Annotated in this window: 16 protein-coding genes; 6 read left to right on the top strand and 10 right to left on the bottom strand. The window is 55.9% G+C overall.

The window, feature by feature from the left end; all coding sequences use genetic code 11:
- Positions 1 to 10: 10 nt before the first annotated feature.
- Complete coding sequence (locus tag H6F46_RS00395) at positions 11 to 1,546, bottom strand: DEAD/DEAH box helicase (RefSeq protein WP_190354737.1); 1,536 nt, start codon at positions 1,544 to 1,546, stop codon at positions 11 to 13.
- A gap of 106 nt (positions 1,547 to 1,652) precedes the next feature.
- Here H6F46_RS00395 and H6F46_RS00390 point away from each other — a divergent pair, with 106 nt between their 5' ends.
- The 3 genes from H6F46_RS00390 (at position 1,653) to H6F46_RS00380 (ending at position 7,756) form a co-directional block, all read left to right on the top strand.
- A complete protein-coding gene (locus H6F46_RS00390; RefSeq protein ID WP_190354736.1) occupies positions 1,653 to 3,599 on the top strand; it encodes a CHAT domain-containing tetratricopeptide repeat protein in 1,947 nt (648 codons plus the stop codon).
- Positions 3,600 to 4,255: 656 nt separating this feature from the next.
- Entirely contained in the window at positions 4,256 to 6,148 is a 1,893-nt protein-coding gene (locus H6F46_RS00385; RefSeq protein WP_143473085.1) for an ATP-binding protein, read from the top strand.
- Between the two features lie 171 nt (positions 6,149 to 6,319).
- A complete protein-coding gene (locus H6F46_RS00380) occupies positions 6,320 to 7,756 on the top strand; it encodes an SPOR domain-containing protein (protein WP_190354735.1) in 1,437 nt (478 codons plus the stop codon).
- Between the two features lie 48 nt (positions 7,757 to 7,804).
- Here the strand turns inward: H6F46_RS00380 and patD are convergent, their stop codons facing one another.
- Positions 7,805 to 8,095, bottom strand: coding sequence for a heterocyst frequency control protein PatD (patD, locus tag H6F46_RS00375; protein ID WP_190354734.1), 291 nt, complete (start codon positions 8,093 to 8,095; stop codon positions 7,805 to 7,807).
- An 823-nt stretch (positions 8,096 to 8,918) separates the two neighbouring features.
- Here patD and H6F46_RS00370 point away from each other — a divergent pair.
- Entirely contained in the window at positions 8,919 to 11,183 is a 2,265-nt protein-coding gene (locus tag H6F46_RS00370) for a bifunctional (p)ppGpp synthetase/guanosine-3',5'-bis(diphosphate) 3'-pyrophosphohydrolase (RefSeq protein ID WP_099534169.1), read from the top strand.
- 84 nt (positions 11,184 to 11,267) lie between these two features.
- Here H6F46_RS00370 and H6F46_RS00365 read toward each other — a convergent pair whose 3' ends face one another.
- Positions 11,268 to 12,065 (bottom strand): ABC-2 family transporter protein, encoded by a 798-nt coding sequence (locus H6F46_RS00365; RefSeq protein ID WP_199291328.1) that lies wholly within the window; start codon positions 12,063 to 12,065, stop codon positions 11,268 to 11,270.
- A 310-nt stretch (positions 12,066 to 12,375) separates the two neighbouring features.
- Here H6F46_RS00365 and H6F46_RS00360 point away from each other — a divergent pair, with 310 nt between their 5' ends.
- Together H6F46_RS00360 and H6F46_RS00355 are read left to right on the top strand one after the other, a co-directional pair.
- Positions 12,376 to 13,041, top strand: coding sequence for an SHOCT domain-containing protein (locus tag H6F46_RS00360; RefSeq protein ID WP_190354733.1), 666 nt, complete (start codon positions 12,376 to 12,378; stop codon positions 13,039 to 13,041).
- Positions 13,042 to 13,065: 24 nt separating this feature from the next.
- Positions 13,066 to 16,089, top strand: coding sequence for a glycerol-3-phosphate acyltransferase (locus H6F46_RS00355; protein WP_190354732.1), 3,024 nt, complete (start codon positions 13,066 to 13,068; stop codon positions 16,087 to 16,089).
- Between the two features lie 132 nt (positions 16,090 to 16,221).
- Here H6F46_RS00355 and H6F46_RS00350 read toward each other — a convergent pair whose 3' ends face one another.
- The 7 genes from H6F46_RS00350 to prfC form a co-directional block, all read right to left on the bottom strand.
- Positions 16,222 to 16,611 carry a RidA family protein gene (locus H6F46_RS00350; RefSeq protein ID WP_190354731.1) on the bottom strand — a complete coding sequence of 130 codons (390 nt, stop codon included), beginning with the start codon at positions 16,609 to 16,611 and terminating at the stop codon, positions 16,222 to 16,224.
- Positions 16,612 to 16,755: 144 nt separating this feature from the next.
- Positions 16,756 to 17,193 (bottom strand): NUDIX hydrolase, encoded by a 438-nt coding sequence (locus H6F46_RS00345; protein ID WP_099534165.1) that lies wholly within the window; start codon positions 17,191 to 17,193, stop codon positions 16,756 to 16,758.
- Positions 17,190 to 19,115: a hypothetical protein gene (locus tag H6F46_RS00340; RefSeq protein ID WP_190354730.1), complete on the bottom strand. Its 1,926-nt coding sequence runs from the start codon at positions 19,113 to 19,115 to the stop codon at positions 17,190 to 17,192. Before H6F46_RS00340 ends, H6F46_RS00345 begins: the two co-directional genes overlap by 4 nt.
- Before the next feature lie 20 nt (positions 19,116 to 19,135).
- Positions 19,136 to 21,808 carry an endonuclease MutS2 gene (locus tag H6F46_RS00335; RefSeq protein ID WP_199291317.1) on the bottom strand — a complete coding sequence of 891 codons (2,673 nt, stop codon included), beginning with the start codon at positions 21,806 to 21,808 and terminating at the stop codon, positions 19,136 to 19,138.
- 300 nt (positions 21,809 to 22,108) lie between these two features.
- Positions 22,109 to 22,405 carry a hypothetical protein gene (locus tag H6F46_RS00330; RefSeq protein ID WP_143473083.1) on the bottom strand — a complete coding sequence of 99 codons (297 nt, stop codon included), beginning with the start codon at positions 22,403 to 22,405 and terminating at the stop codon, positions 22,109 to 22,111.
- A 260-nt stretch (positions 22,406 to 22,665) separates the two neighbouring features.
- Positions 22,666 to 23,292 (bottom strand): class I SAM-dependent methyltransferase, encoded by a 627-nt coding sequence (locus H6F46_RS00325; RefSeq protein ID WP_190354729.1) that lies wholly within the window; start codon positions 23,290 to 23,292, stop codon positions 22,666 to 22,668.
- Positions 23,292 to 24,902, bottom strand: a complete 1,611-nt coding sequence (prfC, locus tag H6F46_RS00320) for a peptide chain release factor 3 (RefSeq protein ID WP_190354728.1) — start codon at positions 24,900 to 24,902, stop codon at positions 23,292 to 23,294. Before prfC ends, H6F46_RS00325 begins: the two co-directional genes overlap by 1 nt.
- Positions 24,903 to 25,003 lie beyond the last annotated feature (101 nt).

Raw genomic sequence — 25,003 nt, 5'->3', positions numbered from 1 at the left:
GTCCCCTCCGTTAGTTTTCAGCTTCTTCAGGATTGGGATCGAGCGCAGGCGTTTCCGGCGGCTGGCGAGATCCATAACGAGGTTTGGCCTCAGCGGCCTTCAGAGGCGATCGCCCGGAAGATGGACTGGGCAGCAAGGTGAGTTGACCCTTGGCGCGATCGGGTGAGGCCGCCGACTGGGCAGCGGGGCGGCGGCGATCGCTCGTGCGTTCCTCCACCGTGTCCGCCGCCACCACCTCGTAAAGGATGGCCCGTTTGCCCGGTTCACTGCCCTTGCGCAAAATTCGTCCCAACCGCTGAATGAACTGTCGAGTGGAACCGCTGCCCGCCAGGAAAATCGCCACCTTGGCATCGGGTACATCCACCCCTTCATCCAACACATTGGCCACAACGATCGTGCAATAGTCCCCCTGTTTGAACTTTTGTAGAATTTCGTGGCGCTCCTTAACCGGCGTTTGGTGGGTGATGGCGGGGATCAAGAATTCCTGGGAAATTCGATAGACCGTGGCGTTGTCATTGGTGAAAATCAACACTCGATCGGGGTGATGTTGAGCCAATAAATCCGCCAGCAGGCGCAATTTGCCGTCAGTGCCGAGGGCGATCGCCTTGGCCTCGTGGTGTGCCAACAGGGCCCGGCGGCCTTCGGCCGATCGGGCAGAAACCTGGATAAACCGCTGCCACCCATCCAAGGAGCCAAAGCTAATTTTCTGCGATCGTAAAAATTGATTCCGGGTTTGGATCAAGGTCTCGTAGCGGGCCCGCTCCCGATCGGCCAAGTTCACCCGAATTTGCACCACCTCGTGATCGGCCAAGGCTTGGCCCGACAAGTCCTCCGGCGCTTTGCGATAGACCTCGGGCCCAATCAACTCATCCAAGTCCACATGGCGACCATCCGCCCGATCGGGCGTGGCCGTCAGTCCCAAGCGGTATGGGGCGATCGAACAGTCGGCGATCGCCCGATAAAACTGGCTGGGCAAGTGATGACATTCATCAAAAATCAACAGGCCATACTGATTGCCCAGGGTTTCGGCATGGATGGCGGCGCTGTCGTAGGTGGCCACCAACAGGGGCGTTCGATCGCGCGAGCCACCCCCCAACAACCCCACCGCCACATCGGGAAACGCCGCCGACCAATGGGCATACCACTGATGCATCAAATCCAGCGTGGGCACAATCACCAAGGTGCTGCGCGGCGTAGCCACCATGGCCATTTGGGCCAAGTAGGTTTTGCCCGCCGCCGTTGGCAACACCACCACCCCTTGGCGACCCGCCTGCTTCCAGGCCGCCAGGGCCTCTTGCTGATGGGGATAGGGTTCCATTTGCAACCGAGGTTGCAGTTCCAAGGGGGCAAATTCCTTGGCCTCGTCCTGAAACTCGATCGCCTCGGCCCGCAATCGTTCCACCAGCGATCGGTATTGATGCGCCGGAATCCGAAACTTTTCGATGCGATCGTCCCAAACGGCCCATTCAATCCAACTGCGGCCCTTGGGCGGTGGATGCAAAATCAGAGTGCCGCGATCGAAACTTAAGCGGGGCAACCGAGCCATGGGCAGCGCAATCGGATGGATCTGATAGATCTGATGAATCTGATAGAACAGAAATGAAATTGCAGTAATGGTAGCCCGGTTTGGGTTAATCAACGGAGAGCGCCCTATGGTGGCTTGGCGATGGCACTGGTTAGCAATGGTGACGATTTCGCTCCTGGGGGGATCGGTCAGCTTCGGCGGGCCCGTGACGGCGGCCGGGCGTTTGATCCCCAACGATCAACTGCCCCAGTCCCGCCCCCTGCTCCCCCACCGGGCCCAAAGTCCCGAGGTCGATCGCCTCATTCAACAAGCCGATGAATTGTTCTATCGCCAAGATCGATACGCCGAAGCTGCCCGGTTGTACCAACAGGCGATCGACCAAGGGGGCGTGAATCGGCCCGAAGCTGTTGGCCCCCTGGCCCAATGTCTGATGCTGTTGGGGCGGGATGCGGAGGCCATTCCCCTGTTGCGGCGTTTTGCCAACGGAAACCCGGGCAACGAAACTTGGCTGAGTCGGTTGGCCATTGCGGAATATCGCACCCGCGACTATGCGGCCGCCGAAAGGCATCTGTTGATGGCGATTCAGTCTTGGGAAACCAAACGAGCCAGCGGCGACTTAAACGATATTCAACGGGTGACGCTGCTGGAGCAGCAAAGCTACGCCTATCGCCAACTGCTGCGAACGCTGATTGCCCAAGGCAAAACCGAGGCGGCCCTGGAGTGGGCGGAACGGGGCCGGGCCCGGGCCCTGGTCGAGGTGTTGATGCAACAGGCCGCCCGCCAGCCCACGGCCGAGTCCCTGTCGATCGGGCAAATTCGTCAACTGGCCAAACAGCTCAACGCGACCCTCGTCACCTATGCGGTTTTGGGCAAGACCCCAAAGATTATTGGTGATGAATTGGAAGATGACTCGATCGTCGCCATTTGGGCCGTGCAACCCAATGGGTCGATCGCCTTCAAGGAGGTGGATCTCGCCCAAGTGTCCGCCAAATCCCTCACGGAATTGGTGTTGGCGGCTCGGGGAGCCATGACTGCTGTGTTGCCCACCGCTGGCAGCGCCACCACCGAGCTAAAACGGCTCTACCAATTATTGATTGCCCCGATCGCCCCTCAATTGCCCCGCGATCCAAACCAGCGCTTGGTATTTGTGGTGCAAGGGGCCACTAACCTGGTTCCCTTTGCGGCTCTCCAGAATCCCAACGGCGATTACCTTGTGCAAACCCAGACGATCGCCACAACGCCATCCCTTCAGGTGTTAGCCATCGCCGAACAACGCCGTAAAACGCAAACGCCTGCGGCCCAGCCCGGCCTGGTGGTGGGTAACCCGGTTTTAATGCCGGAAGTACCCGCCGGCCCGGATGGCCAACGGGAGCGGCTGGCTCCTTTGCCCGGAGCCGAAACCGAAGCCCAAGCAGTGGCTCAAATGTTGGGCGTGCAACCGCTGCTGACCGATCAGGCCACCAAAAGCGCGATCGTGGCTGAAATGCCCAATCAACGGATCCTGCATTTTGCTACCCACGGGGTCTTGGATCTGGATGCCAATTTGAACGAGTTTGGCCGCCCGCGCGATCCCAACGCCCCCAAAGCTCGCCGGGGCGGCGTAATTGTCAGCCCTGGCTCTGTGATCATTGGTGGCAACGTAACGGTCAATGGCAACAATGCCAACCTCGCCTTAGCGGGAGAAGGCGTGGTGCAGCCGGCCGTGCCGGGCCTCTTGGCCCTGGCTCCCTCCCGAGGGGATGATGGTCTGTTACGAGCCGCAGAAATCGCCACCATGCGCTTGCAAGCCCAGCTCGTGGTGTTGAGTGCTTGTAATACTGGTCGGGGTCGCATTACGGGTGATGGGGTGATGGGTCTGGCGCGATCGTTCCTAGTGGCCGGCGTGCCCACGGTGGTGGCTTCCCTTTGGAAAGTGCCCGACAACCCCACTAAAACGCTGATGATTGCCTTTTATCAAGCACTTCAGCGCAATCCCGATACCGCTGTCGCCCTGCGTAGCGCCATGCTGGAAACCATCAAACAGCATCCAAATCCTCGGGACTGGTCTGCTTTTATCACCGTTGGGGCCCCTTAGGGCGAAAAATCAATCAAACCCTTTCAAAATTCGGCTCGTTGAACCGTCATGAGTAACCCTATGATCGTTGCCTGTCCCGAGCGATCGCTATTCAAGGGCGACCATTGATGCTTCAATTTTCTGGATGATTTCGATTGCCCTTCCCGGATTTTTTCTGGTTTGCCTGATGGGTACTTTATGGACAGTTAGCTCCCTTGGAAACCGTTGGGCCACCAACGCCCTTGGGAGTCAAAACTGGCCATCAAGACTGTTCTTTTCCAGGAATTTGCCCAAAAATTTACCTAGAGGTTGAGTTGGGGATGCTCCTGACAATGACCTCAAAGACTCGCTTAGAGGATGTCTGAAAAGCCACAGCTACGACTTGCTGGCCTCATCGATCGACGCAAACCAGGGGCTTGGGGGGTGTCGTCATTGTGCGGGGTGATGCCGAAATAGTTGATCTTCTGCGCCCTGTTGGTGCTTGGTAACTCATCCAAAATACTTTTCAGACATCCTCTGAGAAAGAAATTGACCGAGGGACTGACCGAGGAATGGGCTTCGGACTTGACTGGTGAACTGGCTTGAGAATTGGCGTGAGAACTGATTTGGAGAATTAGCTTGAGAATTAGCTTGAGAGTTTGCTGGAAAGTTTGCCTGAGAGTTTTGATCGCGACCCCATGATTCAACCACGCACCATTCAAGTTTGGGTTGGGGCTGTTTTGGTAATCACCATTCTGCCGTCACTGTTTGAGTTGGCAGGGGTGTCTTTTTCCACGGTGATTCAGCCTTTGGATCCGACGGTCATTCCTGCGATGACGGATCCTCGCTTTGTGCAGGATCCGGAATTGGTGGATGGGTTGCACCACATGCTGGCGGGTAGTTTCATTCACACCATTTTGGAATGGAGCGCCTTTGCCGCCGCTACCCTAACGGCGGTGTTGGCCTTTTTGCACTTTACGTTGCATCGAGATTTGGTCACCCCGCTGATTGGGTTGGTGTTGTTTTATGCCGGTTGTATGGATGCGTTTCACACCCTGGCCGCCGATCGCCTGATTGATTCTGTCGATAGCTCGGTGGATTTAATTCCTTTCACTTGGGTGCTCTGCCGGTTATTTTCTGGCACTATTTTGACCCTGGGATTGGTTGCGATTACGAACACCAACAGCCATCTTTTGCCCGATCGCTGGCAATGGGTGGGCCGGTCTTGGCTGGGTAGTTCAGCATTAATTGGTTTCGCATCCTTAGGGTTAGGTGTGCTCGCCTATTTAACCATTTGGCTGTGCTTAACCAGTCAGAAACTGCCACCCACCTTGTTTCCCGATGCGATCGTAACCCGTCCTTGGGATTTGGGGCCGTTGGTGCTGTTTGCCCTTTTGGGTTTGTGGGGATTGCCTCGGTTTTATGAAAAATATCCCAGCTATTTTTCTTTGGCCCTTTGGGTCAGCATGATTCCCCAGGTGGCCACTCAGCTCCACATGGTATTTGGGTCAATGGCCCTGTTTGATTCGGGGTTTAATATTGCCCATTTTCTGAAAATCGTGGCTTATTTGGTTCCCTTCAGTGGGCTTTGCTTGAGCTATGTGCAGGTAAATCGGGAGCGAACGGTGGCGATCGGGGATTTGCGACGGGCCAATGAGTCTCTCACTGAATTGGAGCGTTTATCGAGCGATCGAGCCGCAGTTCTCAATCAAGTGTTGTTGGATTTGCGCAACACCCAAAGCCAGCTCATCCATGCGGAAAAAATGTCCGGCTTGGGCCAGTTGGTGGCTGGCATTGCCCATGAAATTAACAATCCTGTTAGTTTTATTCGGGGCAATTTGCTGTATGCCAAAAACTACACCAAGGATTTAATTGATGTGGTGCGAGCCTATCAGGAAACCTATCCCGATCGCCCGGAGCACCTACAGGACTTGGAGGCGGAATTAGATCTACCGTTCATCCAAGACGACTTTCTGAAGCTGATGGACTCCATGCAGAATGGTGTGCTGCGAATTAACTCGATCGTCTTGGCTTTGCGCTCTTTTTCGGGTCTGGATGAGGAGGGAATGAAGCCCCTGAATTTGCAGTCGAGCATTAAGCACGCTTTGTTGATTCTGAATCATCGGCTGACGGGCAACGATTCCATGGCCAAAAAGACGGGATTAAGTGTCAATCTCGAAACGCGCTATGAGGCGGTGTCGCCAGTGTTGTGCTATCCCGACCAAATTAATCAGGTTTTGTTGCATTTACTGACCAATGCGCTGGATGCGATCGAGGAGGCAATTCGCCAAGACCGACAGCGCCAAGACCCGAACTGGCAACCCATGTTGGCTGTGTCCCTGGTCAATTTGGGCGATCGGGTGCGGGTGTTGGTGCGGGATAACGGGATGGGGATTCCTGAATCGGCACGAGATCAGCTTTTTAATCCCTTTTTCACCACTAAGCCGGTGGGCCGGGGAACGGGTTTGGGCTTGTCCGTGAGCGAAAGAATTGTGAAGTCCCATGGCGGACTCATTGAATTCAGCACGGCGATCGGGCAAGGAACGGAATTTCGGGTGGAGTTGCCGATTCAACCGGATCCGCTGACCTAGGGGCACAAAACTTGCCCCCTACCATGAGCATCCGGGATCATGAACACCTGGGATCGCGGATTGGATGGGTGATGCTGCGGTGGTCGCGTGGCTATGATGATAGGCGGCGATGATGATGGGTGCGTAGCCGATACCGGCGGGCTAGTCGTGGGCTAATCAACGGTCAATTCCATGCAGATCAAGATGGCGATGGATATGGAAATGGATATGGAACCCGAAGCGGTCAAAGTTTCTCAAGTTTCTATGGATATCCACGGTGATATTAAGAGCGCACCCCATCCCACCCATCCTCTGAAACATCGCCAGCGGGGCCAGAATCAGCCGAGTCAACATCCCCAGAACCCAATGGGCCAAAGCTGGGGGCGTTGGTTGGGGGCAATGGCGCTGACCTGCTGCGGCCTGGGAGCGATCGCCCCCGTAGCTTCGGCCAATGACACGCTTCCCTTTGGTGCGCCCTTGCCCGGTGCGCCGGCCGCGCCGATCCCCGAGGTTGAAAGGCCCACTGCTGATCCCCCACCGCGCTCACCCATCGAGGTGGAAGTGTTGGAAGCGCCGCGTCCCAGCCCGATCGCGAACCCAACGACTACGGAAGAAACCGGCTGGGTGGTGGAAGAGGGAGCTGGCTCGGGGGTGACCATGGTGCAGGAACCTCCAACCACCTCCAGCGCGATCGCCCCAACCAACCCAACCGATCGCAACTTCTTTGAGCCGGTGGTTCCCAGTCAAGGCCGTTATGTGGTCTATGCCCTCGGCGATAGTTTGGGGCTTTTCGAGCAGGTTAAACAACTGTCTCCCACGGCGGCTTTTGTCACCTATCGGGGGCAAACGGCCGTGCGGGCTGGGCTATTTGAGCGATCGATCGATGCCACTGCCCGGGTACGAGAACTGGCTCAACGGGGGATCACCGCTGAAATTGGCGAATTGAGTGAATCGGCAGCTTCCGGATCGGCGGTTTCTGGATCCGATGCCACCGTTAATGCCAGCGTCAATTCCTTCAATCGGGTGCAACCGGTTCGATCGCCCCTGCCCGCTCGATCGGGCGCGGCCGGGTGGTCGCCAACACGGGGCCCCAATCAGAATGAACCGGATCCCAGCGCCCTTTTTGCCAATTTTGAACCCGTTGGCCGTGATCCCCAATGGCAACCTCCCAGCAACACGGCTCCGCTCCCGATGGCGGGCCGCCGGTTGCCCCCCTTGGGGAACACCAGCCGATCGCGCAGTTTGCCCGAGCCACCACCGGAACCCATGGCCAGCCTGCCGGACTCGGAACCAATCTTTGCGCCAGCCCCCAGCCGCCTTGCGCCTTTGCCTCGATCGAGCAATCAGTTCCCCAGCACCCTGGCCGCCGCCAACTCCACGGCAACCAATGACCCGGCCTATTTTGTGGTGGTGACCAACGGGCGATCGCCCCTCGCGCAACTGATTAACCGGCTCAGTGAACTGGGGGTTCCGGCTTCCAGCGTCTTCCCCAACGAAACCGGCGGTCTGCGCATTGGCCCCTTTGCCGACCAATCCATGGCCCAACAGTGGCGATCGCGTCTTGGGGCGGCCAACCTAACCACCGAGCTGATGCAAAACGGTTGGATCATCGACGGCAATAATCCCTAAGGCATCCCTAAGGCATCTCTAAGGCGGTCACCTCCGCGTTTATTGCCCCTAATCTGGCGCGATCGCCCCTTCGCCCGCCGCCAGGGTTTGGCCATGGGCGCAATAGCTCTGCAACAGCTTGAGCCGCTCTTGCATGGTCGATCGCCGCTGGGCAAAGGTCGCTGGTTGGCGAGCCATTCGCAAAAATGCCCAATCCGTTTCCAGCAAACGTAACTGTTTGTAAATTTCCACTTGCAGTGATTGCTCCAGGCCGCTGCCCTCCGCCAGCCCCGTCACCGCCATCCGCAGATCAGCCAGCACTTCATTCAGATCCGCCGGAGGCTGGGTTGCCGCTTGCAAGCGCAATTCAAAGCATTCGAGCGCTAATCGTAGTTTTTCGTAGCCTTGATCCGATAAACTGCCATTATCGGCTGGTTCAAGCGAGCCAAGCGCTGCCTTTTCGAAATTTGACACATTTTCACTGATCGAATCGGGAGATTGCATAGGGCGATCGGTTGTAATGAAGGGGCGGGGATCAGGGCGATCGGGTGTAATCCAAAAAACATCATTCCCAATTGCGTGAAACCGAAGAGAATTTAGTAGAATCTATTGCATTTCATAAAAATTTCCTCCAACCTTCGGGCCGTTCACAAACCACAGTCCAAGGGTCAGGGATGCTTAGAAAATTTGGTTGAAGCATGACAGAAACCAGCTTTCTAAGTTAGACCTAATTACAGCGTTCTCTAAATTTAAAACTCCTTTTAGCGATAACAGCCTCAGCCGCTATGTTCCAGCCAGGGCCAGGGGGTTAACAGCACCCTAGCAGTTTGAGGCTCTTCTTGTCGTTTTCGCAGGTCATTTTGCTTTCAGGCTCTTTGTTTTGAATTGCTGAGTTGATGTGTGATGTTCCCTCAGCCTGGGGTCATCACTTGGCCCCATTTCAGCCAGCCTTTTCCCCGTCTAAGCATTCACTTTGGTTGGTCATTGGTTGGCCATTGGTTCAGCTCCAGCCCTGAAGAATCGCCGTTTCCAATCGCCCTTTGCGCAGATTGGGCTTAATTGCATACCCTTCAGGCTGGGGATCATTCTCATCAATGGGAATTGGCCAGTGGAATGACCCTCACTCGTTCGATCGCTCCTCACCCCCCATCCCAGACCCTAACTTTTTTCCCTCAAAAATCCTATGGTTGTCGCCGTTTCCCACCATTACTCGCCCATTGATGAATATCCCAGCCTGTCGTTGCCCACCTGGCTCAGCCAATGTTTAATGGAGGATTTTCATCATCCCCAAGGCACAGAACGCCCCCTAGGCAACAGCTTGATTTGTCGAGCCTTTCAATTTGCCTATGATCTGCATCAAGATCAATATCGGGCTTCCGGTGAACCCTACATTGCCCATCCGGTGGCCGTGGCTGGTTTGCTGCGAGAATTGGGGGGCAGCCCCGAGATGATTGCAGCGGGTTTTCTACACGATATTGTGGAAGACACGGCTACAACCCCGGAAGATTTGGAAGCCAAGTTTGGTGCAGAAGTGCGATTTTTGGTGGAAGGGGTCACGAAGCTTTCTAAGTTTAATTTCTCTAGTAAAAAAGAGCAGCAGGCGGAAAATTTCAGGCGAATGTTTTTGGCGATGGCCAAGGACATTCGTGTGATTGTGGTGAAACTGGCCGATCGCCTGCACAATATGCGAACTTTGGAGCATTTGGCTCCGGAAAAACAACGCCGGATTTCCCAAGAAACCATGGATATTTTCGCGCCCTTGGCCAATCGTCTGGGCATTGGGCGCTTTAAGTGGGAACTGGAAGATCTGTCGTTTAAATATCTTCAACCGGATGCCTATCGGGAAATTCAAGAACTGGTGGCGGAAAAACGCACCGATCGCGAGGCCCGGCTCGATCGGGTGTTGCAAATTCTGCGCGATCGGCTCAACCAACTGGGTATTCAAAGCGCCGAAACCAGCGGCCGGCCCAAGCATCTCTATGGCATTTACCAAAAGATGCAGCGCCAGAATAAAAGCTTCTGGGAAATTTATGACATTGCTGCCGTGCGCGTCATTGTCCAATCGGTTGATGAATGTTACCGCGCTTTAGCCGTGGTTCATGATGAATTTCGCCCCATCCCTGGCCGGTTCAAGGATTACATTGGTCTGCCCAAACCCAACCGCTATCAATCGCTTCATACCTCAGTAATTGGCTTGACGGGACGGCCCTTAGAGGTGCAAATTCGCACCGAAGAAATGCATCGGGTGGCGGAATACGGGATTGCAGCCCACTGGAAATATAAGGAAACGGGTGGTAGCCACTTGGCCGCTAGCACCGACGATGAAAAGTTTATTTGGCTGCGGCAATTGCTGGAATGGCAGAGCGATCTGAAGGATGCGCATGAGTATCTGGAAAATGTTAAGAAAAATCTCTTTGAGGATGAGATTTATGTCTTTACACCCAAGGGCGATGTGATTGCCCTCAGCAACCATGCAACCCCGGTGGATTTTGCCTACCGGATTCATACGGAGGTGGGCAACCATTGCGCGGGGGCCCTGGTGAATCGCCGGATGGTGACCCTGGACACGGGCCTGCAAAACGGCGACATCATTGAAATCATCACCCAGAAAAATGCGCACCCCAGCCTCGACTGGCTGAACTTTGTGGTGACAGCCACGGCCCGCAACCGGATCCGGCTGTGGTACAAGCGATCGCGCCGGGAAGAAAACATCAGCCGCGGCCGCGAACTGCTGGAAAAGGAACTGGGTAAGCAGGGGTTTGAAAGTTTTCTGAAGTCCGCACCCATGCAGGCGGTGGCGGAGCGCTGCAACTACCACAGCGTGGATGACACCCTGGCCGCGTTGGGCTACGGGGAAATTACGTTGAATATGCTGCTGGGGCGGATTCGTGAGGTGGTGAAAACCGCGCAACCGGTGGCCGAGGCGGTGATTATGCCGTCGTCCAGCCCGCGCCCCCACGGGGATTCGGGGTCAAATCGCCATCGCCTGTCGCCCATTTTGGGGGTGGAAGGGCTGTTGCATCACATGGCGGGCTGTTGTCACGCGGTGCCGGGTGAGCCGATCGTGGGGGTGGTGACCCGCAGCAGCCGGGGCTTGGCCATTCACCGCCAAGATTGCAGCAATTTGGCCAATGTGCCGGGCGATCGCCTGGTTCCGGTGAGTTGGAACCCCGAGGTGACCAATGTGGGTCGCCAGCCCACCTATCCCGTGGAAATTCGGGTGGAAACAATCGATCGGGTGGGGGTGCTCAAGGATATCCTGACCCGACTGGCGGACTCGAATGTGAACGTGAACCGGGCCGCCGTGAAAACCAAGCCGGGTGAAACGGCCATGATCACCTTGGGCATTGACATCTGCGATCGAACCCAGCTCGATCGGGTCTTTACCCACATTCGCAAGATGAGCGACGTGATTGATCTGCGGCGGGTTTTCCAAAACGCGGAATAGCGATCAACGGAAATGCTGGTGGGGGCGCACGGTCGTATACCCGTACGCTCCTACTTGGGCGCTTTTGTTGCTGAGGCCTGCTGCTTAGGCTCCCATGCCGGAATATTGCCGCAGACCCCGCCGCCAGAGCCAACGATTCAAGCCATAAAAAAAGCCACTCCACAGCCCGATCGCCAAGAGTCCCTTACCCCAATCCACCGGTAAACCCATCAACAACGCAGCGGGAAAGTGGATCAGATAAGGAAACGGAGTCCATTTCACAATCGATCGCACCAGGGGCGGAAACACTTCCAACGGAGCCAAAATTCCTGAACCCAGCAGATAAATAAAAAACCAAGCCTGTTCCAGGGCGGCCGCTTTTTCCATCCAAAATGCCCCCATGGCAAAGGTGTATTGAATTAAAAATCGCAGGCCAAAGGCCAAAAGCGTAATGATCATAAACCCCAAGAGATTTGTGGCGCTGGGCAGCCAAAATGATTGGGGATAGAGCACAAAAAATAAGATCACGAGCAACCCAATGATCGGCAATCGCACAAATCGCTCCGTGAGGTGGGAAACCAGGTGATGCCAAACTGGGTCGATCGGCTGTAAAAGCTTGGGCGAAAGGAGACCTTGGTTCACTTCTTTTTCAAATTCCCAAACCACCCAAACCACGTTCATTTGCCGAGCAATGAATGCGGCTAGGTAATATTGAGCAAATTGGATGGAAGACAGCCCGAATTGCCCCGTTTCCGCCGCTTTGACCCAAGCACCCATCAAAATGAACGGCACGGCCCCCGAAAGGGCCCAAAGCAATAATTCCGCCCGATATTCCAACATATAGGCGTAATAGGTGGTGCTTAGGGCGCGGAAGATGGCTCCCGATCGCCGAATTTGTGCCATTAAGGGCTTAGGGGAGGATTTAGGGGCTTGAGGAGTAGATTGCATGGGCGCAGTGATGATGAATTTCTAATTGAGCAGTTCTCAATGGATGAATTTTTGATAGATGAATTTTCGGTGATTCAACTGTCAATCAATCACAACGTAGATCAAATAGTGATCCAATTGTAATCAGAGAGCCATCAAACAGAAAAATTAAGAAGAGAAATCGAGAAGAACGATCAGAAAAGCATAGTCAAAAAAGGTAGATCGAAAGTAAATCGAAAGTAAATCAAAAACCGTAAATCCAATCGTCAGGGACTGAGGTAGGGGCATGGATATTCAAAGGCTACAGTCGATCGCCGATCGCCACGGGTTCTCGGTGGCAGCGGTCAGCCATTTGGCCGACAAGATTCGATCGGGACGCGGAACCATGGCCCAGTTTAATCACCCGGAGTTGGGCGGGGCGGGCCAATGGATGCAGGGAGGGATGATGATGATTGGGGATCTGTTTAATCAGTCCCTGAAAGCTCGGGTGGCTAACCTGTGCCAAGACTTGTACCAGGACTTGTGCCAGACCTGGGCGACAGAATTGCCAACCACTCCAGGTGTTGCCCACTCAACTCAGGTGCAATACCAAAGCGCCCCGATCGCCCCATCCAGTCAGCCACCTCGCCAGCCCCCCAGTCAAGCAACCCCTGGCCAGTCGCCGTTTCCCTGGAACCCCATGCCGCCCATGGATTTCGGAGCGGTCGATTGCTGGTGGCCAAGGGACTGGGGCCAGCCCTCAATCCAAGGCCGCCAAAACCATCTGGATTATGCTTATTTTGCGCCGTTCAATCGCCTGGCCCTGCGACAGGGTGGAATGGTGACCTTTTATGACACCACGGGTTATCAGATTACGGGATTCAGCCAACAACAAACGACGGAAAGCCAGGGGCTGATTTGTTTCAGTTCCCGGGGACAGGTGGCGGTTCGTCAGTTCCCACAGTTAGTTTGAGCATTGCCTCGACCGTTGCCATCCATGACCAGCGAACAGACTTTGGGCCTTCTACTGTTGCTAACCCTTTGTCCGGCTTTGGGAGCTTTGCCGCTCACGGACTGGATTGTGCGTTGGGGCACGGGCAAACGGTTGCGACGGTTGGGCACGGGAAATGTCAGCGTCTCGGCGGCTTTTTACCATGCGGGGCCTTGGTGGGGCCTGTTGGCCGTGTCGGGGGAGGCCCTGAAGGGATTGGGCGCGGTGTGGTTGGCTCGGCAGTTTTTCCCGATCGAGTCGGGCTGGGAATGGCTGACGATCGGGGGTGTCGTGTTGGGGCGCTATTGGGTGGGCCGAGGCGCGGGCATGACCAACGCCACTTGGGGGGCGATCGCCCATGAACCCAGTGCGGCGTTGCTGACGGGGCTGCTGTCGGTGTCCGGGTTTGCCTTCACGCGCGATCGCCAAACCAGTCGGTTGCTGGCCCTGGCGCTCTATCCGCTGATGTTGGGGTTGCTGAATCCCAATGGGGTCGATCGGGTGGTGGGATCTGTGTTGGTGGCGGCTTTGCTGGCCTGGATTTGCCAAACCATGCCCGAGGATCTGGCCTTGGGGCGATCGGGAGCGGCCGCCGGTTCTCAAGGGGCCATGGGCTTTTTTCAAGGCAAGGCAGATTCAATGCTCTCTCTCGATCAACCACTGGATCCACAACGGGCCGGCACGAAGGCCGCCACCCTGTCCCGCTTGAAGGCTTGGGGCTATCCGGTTTTGCCCGGTTGGATTTTGCTGCCGGGAGATGATCCCGTGCTGTTGGCCAACCGCTTGGCGGGCCAGGGCGAGTTAACTGAAGGGGTGGCCCAAGCCATTTTTGATCCGCCCTTGATTGTGCGCTCGTCCGCGATCGGGGAGGACGGCGATCGCTCGGCTGCCGCTGGCTTGTATTGCACCGTCAGTGATGTGCGTACCCCCTTGGAGTTGGTGGAAGCGGCGGCGGTGGTTTTTGTGTCCTATGACGCACCGGAGGCGATCGAGTATCGGCGCGATCGCAACCTGCCCGATGCCAGCATGGCCGTGCTGGTGCAACCACAAATTGCCGGAGCCTTTTCGGGAGTGGCCTTCAGCCGCGATCCCGTGACGCAACAGGGCGAAGCGGTTTTGGTGGAAGCCCTGCCCGGTTCCGCTGCCCAAGTGGTTTCCGGGCGCATCACCCCCGAATCGTACCGGATTGATTTGAGTGAATTGGATGTGACGGCCTGGCGGGAGTCCCGATCGGTTGCCTTTCCGGGCCCGGCCAATCCGCCCCAGTCGATCGAGTCAGAATTGCGCGCCCTCGCCACCAGCACGCGCCCCCTGGCCGCCGAAACCGGAACCGGCGATGTGCCCGGCTGGTTGGTGCGGGAAGTGGCCCTGTTGACGCGGGATTTGGAATCTCACTTTGATGGCGTTCCCCAGGATGTGGAATGGACATTTGACGGCCAGCACCTGTGGATTTTGCAGGCTCGCCCCATCACCACCCTGCTACCCATTTGGACGCGGCGGATGGCCGCGGAAGCCATTCCCGGCGTAATTCGGCCCCTCACTTGGTCCATTAACCGGCCCATGACCTGTGGGGCTTGGGGGCGACTGTTCACGCTGGTTTTGGGCGATCGGGCAGCGGGATTGGATTTTTTGGAAACGGCCACCCTGTTCCACGGCCGCGCCTATTTCAACGTCACCCTGTTGGCGGATTTGTTTCGGCGGATGGGCTTGCCGCCCGAGAGCTTGGAAGCCCTCACCCACGGGGGCAAAATGAGCCGGCCACCCCTCACGGCCACCCTGCGTAACTTGCCGGGGCTGTGGCGGCTGTTGGGTCGGGAGTGGAATTTGGATCGATCGTTTCAGCGCGACTGGGAACAGTGGTTTGAACCCGGACTCCAAAACCTGGAAACCCTGCCAGCAGAACAGTTTTCAGAGCCAGAACGCCTTCTAGTACGGGCAGAACAGATTATGGGGCTGCTCGATCGCGCCACCGAGTACAGCATTTTGGCCCCCCTGAGTGCGGCCCTGCGCCAGGCGATCGGCCGTCGCAAACCGGAGCAACTGGATCCCAGCCGCCATCCGGAAGTGGCCGCCACCCGCTGGCTCCAGAATTTGGCTCAACGGATGCAAGCGGTTTTGTCCTTGGAGCGAATTCGCGCCTTGGATCAGGCCCCGGCCGTTTGGGCCGCCTTGGCGGAGTCACCAGAAGGGCGGGAAATTCTCGCCAGCTTTCAAGTGTTTCTGGACACCTATGGCTATTTGAGCGAAGTGGGAACCGATGTGGCCGTGCCCACCTGGCGCGAGGCGGTGGAAATTCCACAGACCATGCTGTTGCAGTTAGCCAAAACCCCAATTACCCAGCCCAGCAACCCTCGCCGTCAAACCTCGATCGCCCAGCGCCGTCTTGATTTGAAAGGACAGGTGGCCGAACTCTACAACAAGCTGTTGGCGCAACTGCGATGGACTTTTGTGGCCCTAGAGCAGCAGTGGCAGGCGATCGGCCTGTTGCAGCAGGAAGGCGACATTTTCTATTTGGAATTAGCCGAAATTCGGCAATGGGTGGCCCACCCCCAAAACCAAAACCTGCAACGGATTCTGACCGCTCGGATTGCCCAACGCCGCCAAGCCTTTGCCGATTGGTGCGAAACGCCGGCCGCTCCGTTGGTTTATGGCCAAGAGCCGCCCCTTTGTGCGCTGGAGTGGAGTGCGGCGGCGGCGCGATCGACCCTCCGTGGGTTGGGCGGCAGTCCCGGCCGGGTGGAGGGGCGTGTGATTGTGATTCGATCGCTGAGTGAACTGACCCTGGCTCCGGCGATCGATCAACGATCCATTTTGGTGATTCCCCATGCGGATGCGGCTTGGGGGCCCCTTTTGGTGCGGGCTGGCGGCCTCATTTGCGAGGCGGGGGGGCGCTTGTCCCACGGAGCGATCGTGGCGCGGGAATATCGAATCCCAGCGGTGATGGACATTCCCAACGCCACCCAACGACTCCGCACGGGGCAACTGTTGCGGCTGGATGGCACAACCGGCACGATCGAGATCTTAGATTGATTGACCTTGGGGCCGGCTCGATCGTCCGGTTGATCGGCTGGAAAATACCGCTCTGTTAATCCGCATGAACAGCCCATTCATCACAGCTTGATCGGGCTTTGACTCGATCGAGCTGTGATCTGGTGAGTTCGGTTAATCAACAATGGCGGTGCAGTCAATTTCCACCAATACATTCTTGGGCAAACGAGCCACTTCCACAGTTGCCCGCGCCGGAGCTGTTACCTCAGAAAAGTATTTGGCATAAACCATATTTACCATGGTGAAATCATCCATATTCGCCAAGAAAATCGTGGTTTTCACCACATTGGCAAAACTGGTTCCTCCGGCTTCCAAAACTGCTTCCAGATTTTGCAGCACCCGTTCCGTTTGGGCCACCACATCGCCTTCATGGACGAGTTGATTGGTGGCCGGATCGATGGAGATTTGACCCGAAGCAAACAGCATTCCATTCGCAACGATCGCTTGGTTATAGGGCCCAACGGGGTTAGGTGCTTTGTCGGTTTGAATAACTTGTTTAGGCATGATTGGTTTCAGAGTGGTGCAAGTGATAGAAAGTTAGCAAAATCGCCAAGAGCAAAAAGCTCGATCATTGATCGGTAACAAGGGGCTTAAGCCCCTTGCCTGGGGCGATTATCGGTGGTGAAAGTTGACAAAATAGACCACGATTTAGGGGCGAGGTCGCTGTCCATAATAGCGGTAACGGAGGTAATCTTCGAGAATACGATCGTGATCAAAGCAAAGATTTTTGGGGAGTTCCCAAGGATTGAAAATTGCCAAGTTTTGGGCATCATCGGCTGCTTGGGGATTGCCCGTAGCCGTGGCAATAAACACCACGCTCATGGTGTGTTTGCGTGCATCCCGCAGCGGGTCGGAATAGACATAGAATTGCTCGACCAAGTTCACCGCCAAGCAGGTTTCTTCGAGAGCTTCCCGCCGAGCCGCATCCTCCACGGACTCGCCATAATCCACAAAGCCGCCGGGAATTGCCCAACCCAGCGGATCGTATTTCCGCTCAATCAACACGATCGGGCGGTGAGGGCGATCGACCAATTCAATAATCAAATCCACCGTGGGGGCTGGATTACGGTAGGTTGGCTCACTCATGATTTTTGCGGGAAAGAATAGGAACCAGCGAGGGGATAGACCGTGCCGCGATCGGTGTCAAAGGCCCAAGCAGTGATTTTAGGCGATCGCACAATCTCTAGCCGCTTTTGGGGATTAGACACCAGTTTTTCTAGCTCAAAGCTCTTGCTCCAGCGATTATTAGGACAAACAAAATCACTGAGAATTTGTCCCATGCCGCGATAGTTTTTACCTACTTTTACCGCTGTGAACGGAATTGTTGCGCCGTCTTTTTCGTAAGCCAATAAAACCGATCGCGTAGGCTGGCAACCGCCACCCAAAGTCAGATCCCCGCCGGCCACATATTCCCAGATCTCATCATTTTTTTGGATCGTGAGGGTTTGGAAGTTTCCGGCGATCGGCTGGCCCTTCGCCATAATTTTCAAATCATTCTTAATCGGCATCGGCAAAGCTAAGGGCGGCTTGATAAATCCGAGGCGATCCACATCCCTGATCGTCTTTAAAACATGATCATTCAGTTCGGGATAAATCCACTCGGTGAAGCAGCGCTCATCTTGAAAACTGCCAATAAACGTTAAGCAAGCTTTGCCCTGATGGCGATCGCGACTGAAGTTCGCCAAGTTGCGCGACCCGATCGCAAAGCTGGCGTAATGCAACACTAAAAATAGGGTTAACCCAAAAATAACTAGCCCTTTTCGCCAAGGTTTGGGTAGGCGGCGCTGAGTGAATTGGGGCAGCAAAATCGCAGACAGATGAATAATCGCAATCCACAGATAAAGCGAAAAGGTTTGGTAACGGGAAGTCAGGGCAGAATCGGGCCCAAATCCAAATCGCCCGAGGGTGACGATCGCATCCGTTCCAATCGCGTAGCACCCAAAGATCACCCACTCAAACGATCGCACCCGATCGCCCCGCCAAGCCAGGATTACTAACCCCAAAAAGCCCAGCAATCCCAAAGCACCCAGCAGTTGACTCAGCCCTAAATCATCAAACCCCAGGATTGCCCCCATCAAGGCAAACCAATATTTCAACCCCTCGATCGGTTGTTGCAGCGGCCCTGCAAAACTCGGGTGGCTGGGGGGTTTGTAATAATCCCAAAAATAGAGCAGCAAATTCGCCGCCATTGCCGCCAGCCACACCCCAAGGCCGATCCAGGATTGGCGAGCCGTCGCCCCCAACGCTTGAATCGATCGCCCCAAATCCCCAACAATCCCGTAGGGGCGCACCGCCGTGCGCCCTCTACCATCTTCGTCACCTAACGATCCAATTTCACCAACATCCCGCACCGCCGTGCGCCCACCAGCATCTTGCCGACCTAACCCAACGATCCAATCCTTTAAGAACAGCGCCGGAAACGACAGAAACCAGCAAAACATCCCACTGGCGCTGGAATAGGTGCTGATTGTGGCCAACACAATACTGATCGCAATTTTCTGCCAAAACTTCAGCGAAGATTGCGCCAACCACAAGCTCGTGGTGATGCAAAAAATTGGTAGAAAAACAACAATTTGAATGCTATAAACCCAGTTTTCCCATTGGGACGGACTGAACAGTAAGCAACTGGCTAAGGCAAAGGCGATCGCCTGGAATCGGCGATCCAAAATAGTCGATCGCCCCAAGGCAAAAATCGCCCCCGCCGCCCCACAAACCAGGGCAAAAATTACCGCCAACTCTGCCCGAATATCCCAGCCGGTCAGATAAGCCAATCCCAAAAAGATCAGGCGGGGAAAGACTTTTCGGCTTTCATTATGTTGGGAAATAAAATCCGCGAAGGTCAGGGGTTGTTGCTCCGCCAACTTCACGAACAACACCCCCGGCGTGTCCCACTGGTCGTAGGTCGGCAGGTTTACGCCATAACGCACCATCAAGGCCGCCAGCAGCAGCGCGGGCAGCACCCAAACCGCCAGCCACGGCCAGCCCTTCGATCGAACGGCATTCAACACACACCACTCCTGACCAGAACCTAACGCAAATAGGCGATCGTCACGCCCGTGCCGCCATCCTCGCGGGGGGCATCCTCAAACCGTTCCACCAGTCGATGGGTTTTGAGGTGGGCGCGCACGCCGTCTCGCAGTTTACCGGTTCCCTTGCCATGCAAGATCCACAGGCAACCAAAGTCGGCGGAAATCGCCCGATCGATCGCCTGTTCCACCTCGATTTCCGCGTCGGCCACCCGGGCCCCGCGAATGTCCAGGGTGTTGCTGCTGGTGCGGAGGATCGATCGCTCCTTGGTTTTCGGCGGCGGCGCGGGTTTCGGCTCCGGTTTTTGCACCTCGATTTTTTTGCCATCGAGGGATTCCACATCGGCAAAACTGAGGGTTGCCTTAATCAGCCCCATCCGAATCGTGATTTCCTCGTCGGCCTCATCGATCTCCAACACCTCCGCCGCGCCGCCGAGCTTGGGTACGCGCACCCGTTCGCCCACCTGGGGTTTGTAGCCCTTGGGTTTCGGTTTCGGCTGCTGGGAGGGCAGGAATTTTTGGGCAATTTCGCCCACCTGGGCCGTGGCTTGCTGGGCTTGCTGGCCCGTGGGTGTGCCCCGCTGCAACTGCCGGATCACCTGGGCGATTTCGCTGCGGGCCCGCTCAATTTCCTTTTGGACGGCGGCTTCTTGGGTTTGTTTGAGCTGTTCTTCGCGCTCCTTCAGGGTTTGGGCCTTGCGATCGATTTGTTCATGCAAAAACTCGGCCCGCTGCAACAGGTGCGCCACCTCGTTGGCCTTGGCTTCCTGGCGGCGGCGTTCGGCTTCTAGGCCGGCGATCGTCCGGTTGATGTCTTCTGATTGGCCGCCAACCCGATCGCCCGCGGCCGTGACCACTGCTTCATCCAACCCCAACCGGCGGGCAATGCTCAAGGCGTTCGATCGCCCCGGAATCCCCCACAGCAACCGATAGGTGGGGCTGAGGGTTTGGTCATCAAATTCCACCGAGGCATTCTCGAACCGGCTATCACGATATTTCAGGGTTTTCAGTTCCCCAAAGTGCGTCGTCGCCACGGTCAAGCGGGCGCGATCGGCTAGGGCTTCCAACAGGGCCGCGGCCAGGGCGCTGCCCTCGGCCGGGTCAGTTCCCGCGCCCACCTCGTCCAACAACACCAATGATTCCAGACCACGTTCCCGTAGGGGCGCACCGCCGTGCGCCCTTTCCGGGGCGATCGCACCCAACCCGTTTTGATCGTCCGAATCCTCGTTGGTGGCGGGGCGATCGGCGGAGGGCGCAAGGCCTTGCGCCCCTACGGTTTCGTTTTCATTGGATTCTGGATTGTTGGCATCGTCGAAATCACCCTCGGGTAGGGGCGCACCGCCGTGCGCCCTCTCCATGGCGATCGCACCCAATCCGTCGTTGGCGGCAGGGCGATCAGGCTCCAGGGCATCCAGGATACGGACGATCCGGCGGATGTGACCCGAGAAGGTGGACAAATTCTGCTCGATCGACTGTTCATCACCGATATCCGCCAACACCTGGCTAAACCACGGCAACTCCACCGGCTCCCGCGCGGGCACAAACAGCCCCGCCTTCGCCATCAGGGCCGCCAAGCCCAGGGTTTTCAGGGTGACGGTTTTGCCCCCCGTGTTCGGCCCCGTAATCGCCACCACCCGAATCGTTGGATCGACCCGCACATCGATCGGGATTACGTCCCGCCCTTGCTCGTGCTTCTGTTGCCAAATCAGCAGCGGGTGGCGTAACTGCCGCAGGGTCAGGGTTTCACCGGCCTCAATAAAACGCGGCGCATTGCCCTCAATCCAAAAGGAATAGCGGGCCCGAGCGGCGGCCAAGTCCAGCTCCGTGGCCACCGCCAACAGCCGCTCCAGATCCGGAGCCACCTCGGCAATCTGCTCGCTCAACCGCCGCCGGACGATTTCCGACTCGATCGCCTCCTGCCGTTGCCATTGGCGCAGGCGGTTGTTTTGCTCCGTGATCGTGTGGGGTTCCACGTAGAGGGTCGCGCCCGTGGAGGAGGTGTCGTGGACAATGCCGCGAATCACATCCTTGTGGCTGGCCTTCACGGGAATTACGAAGCGATCGCCCCGTTGACTAATGTTCGGTTCCTGAATCGCGTTGGAATGCTGCTGCATGATGTTGTGCAGCTTTTGGTAAATCCAATCGCGGCCGGCCCGCAGCTTTTCGCGGACTTCCGCCAACTTGGGGCTGGCACGATCGGTCACATCGCCCCGATCGTCGATGCAGTAGTGAATTTCCTGCTCCAGCTCGGGATAAGTCCGCAGCTCCTCGACCAGGGCCGCCAGAGCCGGCAAATCTTCCCGCTGGTCGATCGCCCGGCGCAGGTTCCGCGCCCCGGATAGGGTGGTGGCCACTTCCAACAGCTCCTCGCCGGCCAGCACACCGCCCCGCGTCGCCCGATCGAGCGCTGAGCCAATATCGGCAATCCCGCCAAAATTCAGGCCCCCCGTGGCGCTGCGTTCCAGTTCCCAAGCCTCGCGGGTTTGGGCCAACAGGGTTTCACTCGTGCGGCGATCGCCCGGAATCGGTAACTGTCGGGCCACGATCGCCCCCAGCTTGGTTGCCGTAAAGGTTGCCAGATGCTGGCAAAGGCGCGGCCATTCCAACAATTCCAGGGTTTCAATCTGGATCGACTCAGCTTGATTGGCAATCAGTGATGATGGCAACGGAGACACAGGCAACCTAACGTTATTGCGATGAAAAACGGCGCGGTTCTTCTATTGTAAAGGTCAAGCTCAAAAGACAGATCTAGGAAATTTCAGAAATTGCTGATCTTGTCCTGCTTTGTCCTTGATTAAATTTTCTAATTCAGACCTGATTTTGATTCAAGGATTAATCTGGCTATATTTTTGGGTCTAACTGTGTTGATCCTGATTGCATTTTCTGCCATTGCGCTGGCTGGCTGCATCGATCGTCTGATCGCTGACGGCTCCAATTTTTGATTGATCTAACTTGACTGATCCAACTTGATTGATCTAATACATTTGCAATTCAATTTGCCGAATCGAAATGAAGCGTTCGTCAGGCAAAAGAATCACTCGATCTTGAAAAATCGGTCGCCCGCGAAAGGTGTGCCGATTCACCACAATTCCATAGGGCCGCCGAGCGCGATCGACCATAATCACGCAGTAGGCCTCATAGATGGCTCGGGCTGCTCGCAACAAGTCCAGCTCTGGCCCCTCTGGCGGCAGTTCCAGGTAGTCTGCATAGTCGGTCTCGGGCGGCTGAGACCGTTTAGACAAGGCACGCGATCGGGTGGATGAGTATGGCACAGGGCAGAACCAAGGTGAAGGAAACAAGCAAAGGAACGCGGGGAAGTGCCCCATCACCCATCATCAAGACACTCTAATTGCAGGTTTACCTCAAATGGTGACAGAATTCCAGTCTCAATTTTTCAGTGATCCCATCAAAGTCCTGCAAACAGCACTTTGAAGCATGAATTTAAGACCTGTATCTAAAACATGCATCTAAAACATGTATCTAAAACATAAATTTAGAACACAAGCTTAGAACACAAGCTTAGAACATGTACTTAAAACATGACTTTCTCGGAAATCCAAAGACTCTGTTGATAGTCGAGGATGCAGCTCCAACCCTGCTGGCTTAAGAATTCCTTTGTGAGTCGGGCTTTGCCACCGCCCGGCAACCCATTGTCATCGAGCAAAATGATGCAACCTTGGCGTAATTTATCCCAGGCGGCTTCAATTTCTGCCAGTTGATGGGCCTGAGATTGTTGTTGAATTTGAGGATCGTCCCACCAATCCAAACTATCCAAATACAGCAAGTCGATCGGGCGATCGAACTGTTTGAGGAAGGTCACCGAATCACTGCAAACATACTCAATTCGCTGAGCCACATGCTGGGTGCAGTGCTGGGAAGTGGTCAGATTTTCCGGCGACAGATCCACCGTCCAAAGACGACCGCCATCAAAGGTTTCTAGGGTTTCACCAAAGATGGTGGTTGAGCAGCCAGCTCCCCAGTCGTCGGGTAGTCGCTGAGTGCCGGTTTCCACAATCACCCCATCCCGCCGATCGCCCAAGTGTTGCAAAAACAGCCCGATCGCTGACTTGAACGTTGGATAGCGGGCTTGGGGGGCTGACCCAAAGCGTTGGTCAAACCAGCCCCCAAAATAGCCAAATGTCGCAGATCGTGAAGTCATTAGGTTAAGGGTGCGATCGATTGGAGTTGTAGGCTGGGGTGATCTCCCTCCACCTGTTGACAATTCCACTCGTTTTTGAACAACAAAACGGGACGATCCCACATATCTTTGACGGTCATGGCATTAAACAACCGGCCCACTTTGGCTAGCTCATCCCAACCGGCAGTGACCCAACGGGCCACGGAGTAGGGCAGCAGCTCAACCCGTGATTCCACACCGTATTCACTTTGCAAGCGGAATTGCACCACTTCAAATTGCAGTTGCCCCACGGCCGCCAGAATTGGATCGCGCTTGGCTTCGTCGGTGGAATACATGATTTGGACGGCTCCTTCTTCGCGAAGTTCCGAAATTCCCTTCTGAAATTGTTTGAATTTAGAGGGGTTAGGGTTTCGCAAATAGGCAAAGAGTTCCGGTGAAAAACAAGGAATGCCTTCGTATTCAATTTTGGGGCCGATGTAAATGGTGTCCCCGATCGAGAAGGCTCCAGGATTGTTTAAGCCAATGACATCGCCCGCATAGGCTTCCTCAACGGATTCGCGATCCTGGGCAAAGAGTTTTTGCGGCCGAGCCAATCGTAAGCTTTTGCCCGATCGCGCATGGGTCACCACCATGTCTTTCTCGAATTTGCCGGAGCAAACCCGCACAAAGGCCACCCGATCGCGGTGTTTCGGATCCATGTTGGCCTGCAACTTGAAGACAAAGCCCGAAAAATGCTCATGGGTTGGGTCAACGGATCCAGTTCGGGCGGTGCGGGGGCCTGGCTTGGCCGCATAGTCCAAGAAGGCATCGAGAAACAGTTGCACCCCAAAATTGGTCATGGCACTACCGAAGAAAACGGGGGTGAGTTCGCCGGCCAAAACCGCTTCGAGATCCAACTCAGAACCCACTTCTTCAATCAGTTCCAGTTCATCCCTAAAGGCTTGATAAACATCCGGTTCCACCAGTTCCAGCAGTTCCGGTGCGTCCAAGTCCAGGGTGGTTTCGCCGGCCATTTTGCTGCCGTGGCGCGATCGCTGGAACAGATGCACTTTCCGAGTGCGGCGATCGAACACTCCTTTGAAGCGATCGCCCGTCCCGATCGGCCAGTTCACTGGATAGGTGGCGAGTTTTAGTTCTTTTTCAATTTCATCTAATAGATTCAGCGGTTCTTGAGAGGGGCGATCGAGCTTGTTGGCAAAGGTAAAAATCGGCAATTTCCGCAACCGGCAAACCTCAAAAAGTTTGCGCGTTTGTGGCTCCAACCCTTTAGCCGCATCAATCAACATCACCGCATTATCCGCAGCGGCCAGGGTGCGGTAAGTGTCTTCGCTGAAATCTTGGTGACCGGGCGTATCCAACAAATTAATTTGGCAGTCACGATATTCAAACTGCAACACCGTGGAGGTGATGGAAATGCCCCGTTGCTTTTCCAATTCCATCCAGTCTGAGGTGGCCTGGCGCTGGTCGCGACGGGCCCGCACGGAACCGGCTTCGTGAATTGCACCGCCATACAGGAGCAACTTTTCCGTGAGGGTGGTTTTCCCCGCGTCCGGGTGGGAAATGATGGCAAAGTTGCGGCGGCGGTTAACTTCCACAGCCAGTTTGGCGGAGTCGGCGAATTCAACGACCATGGTTCAACGGAAGGATTGGCTTTCAGATTATAGGGGCTTGGGCCGGTGTGGGCGGCTGGGTCCCGATCGATTGCAGCCGACGCAACCGATCTCGATCGCAA

The sequence above is a fragment of the Limnothrix sp. FACHB-1083 genome (assembly GCF_014696485.1).
Taxonomy (GTDB): Bacteria; Cyanobacteriota; Cyanobacteriia; order CACIAM-69d; family CACIAM-69d; genus CACIAM-69d.
The sequence above is the reverse complement of the archived record's forward strand: the minus strand, read 5'-3'. Positions and strand labels throughout refer to the sequence as shown.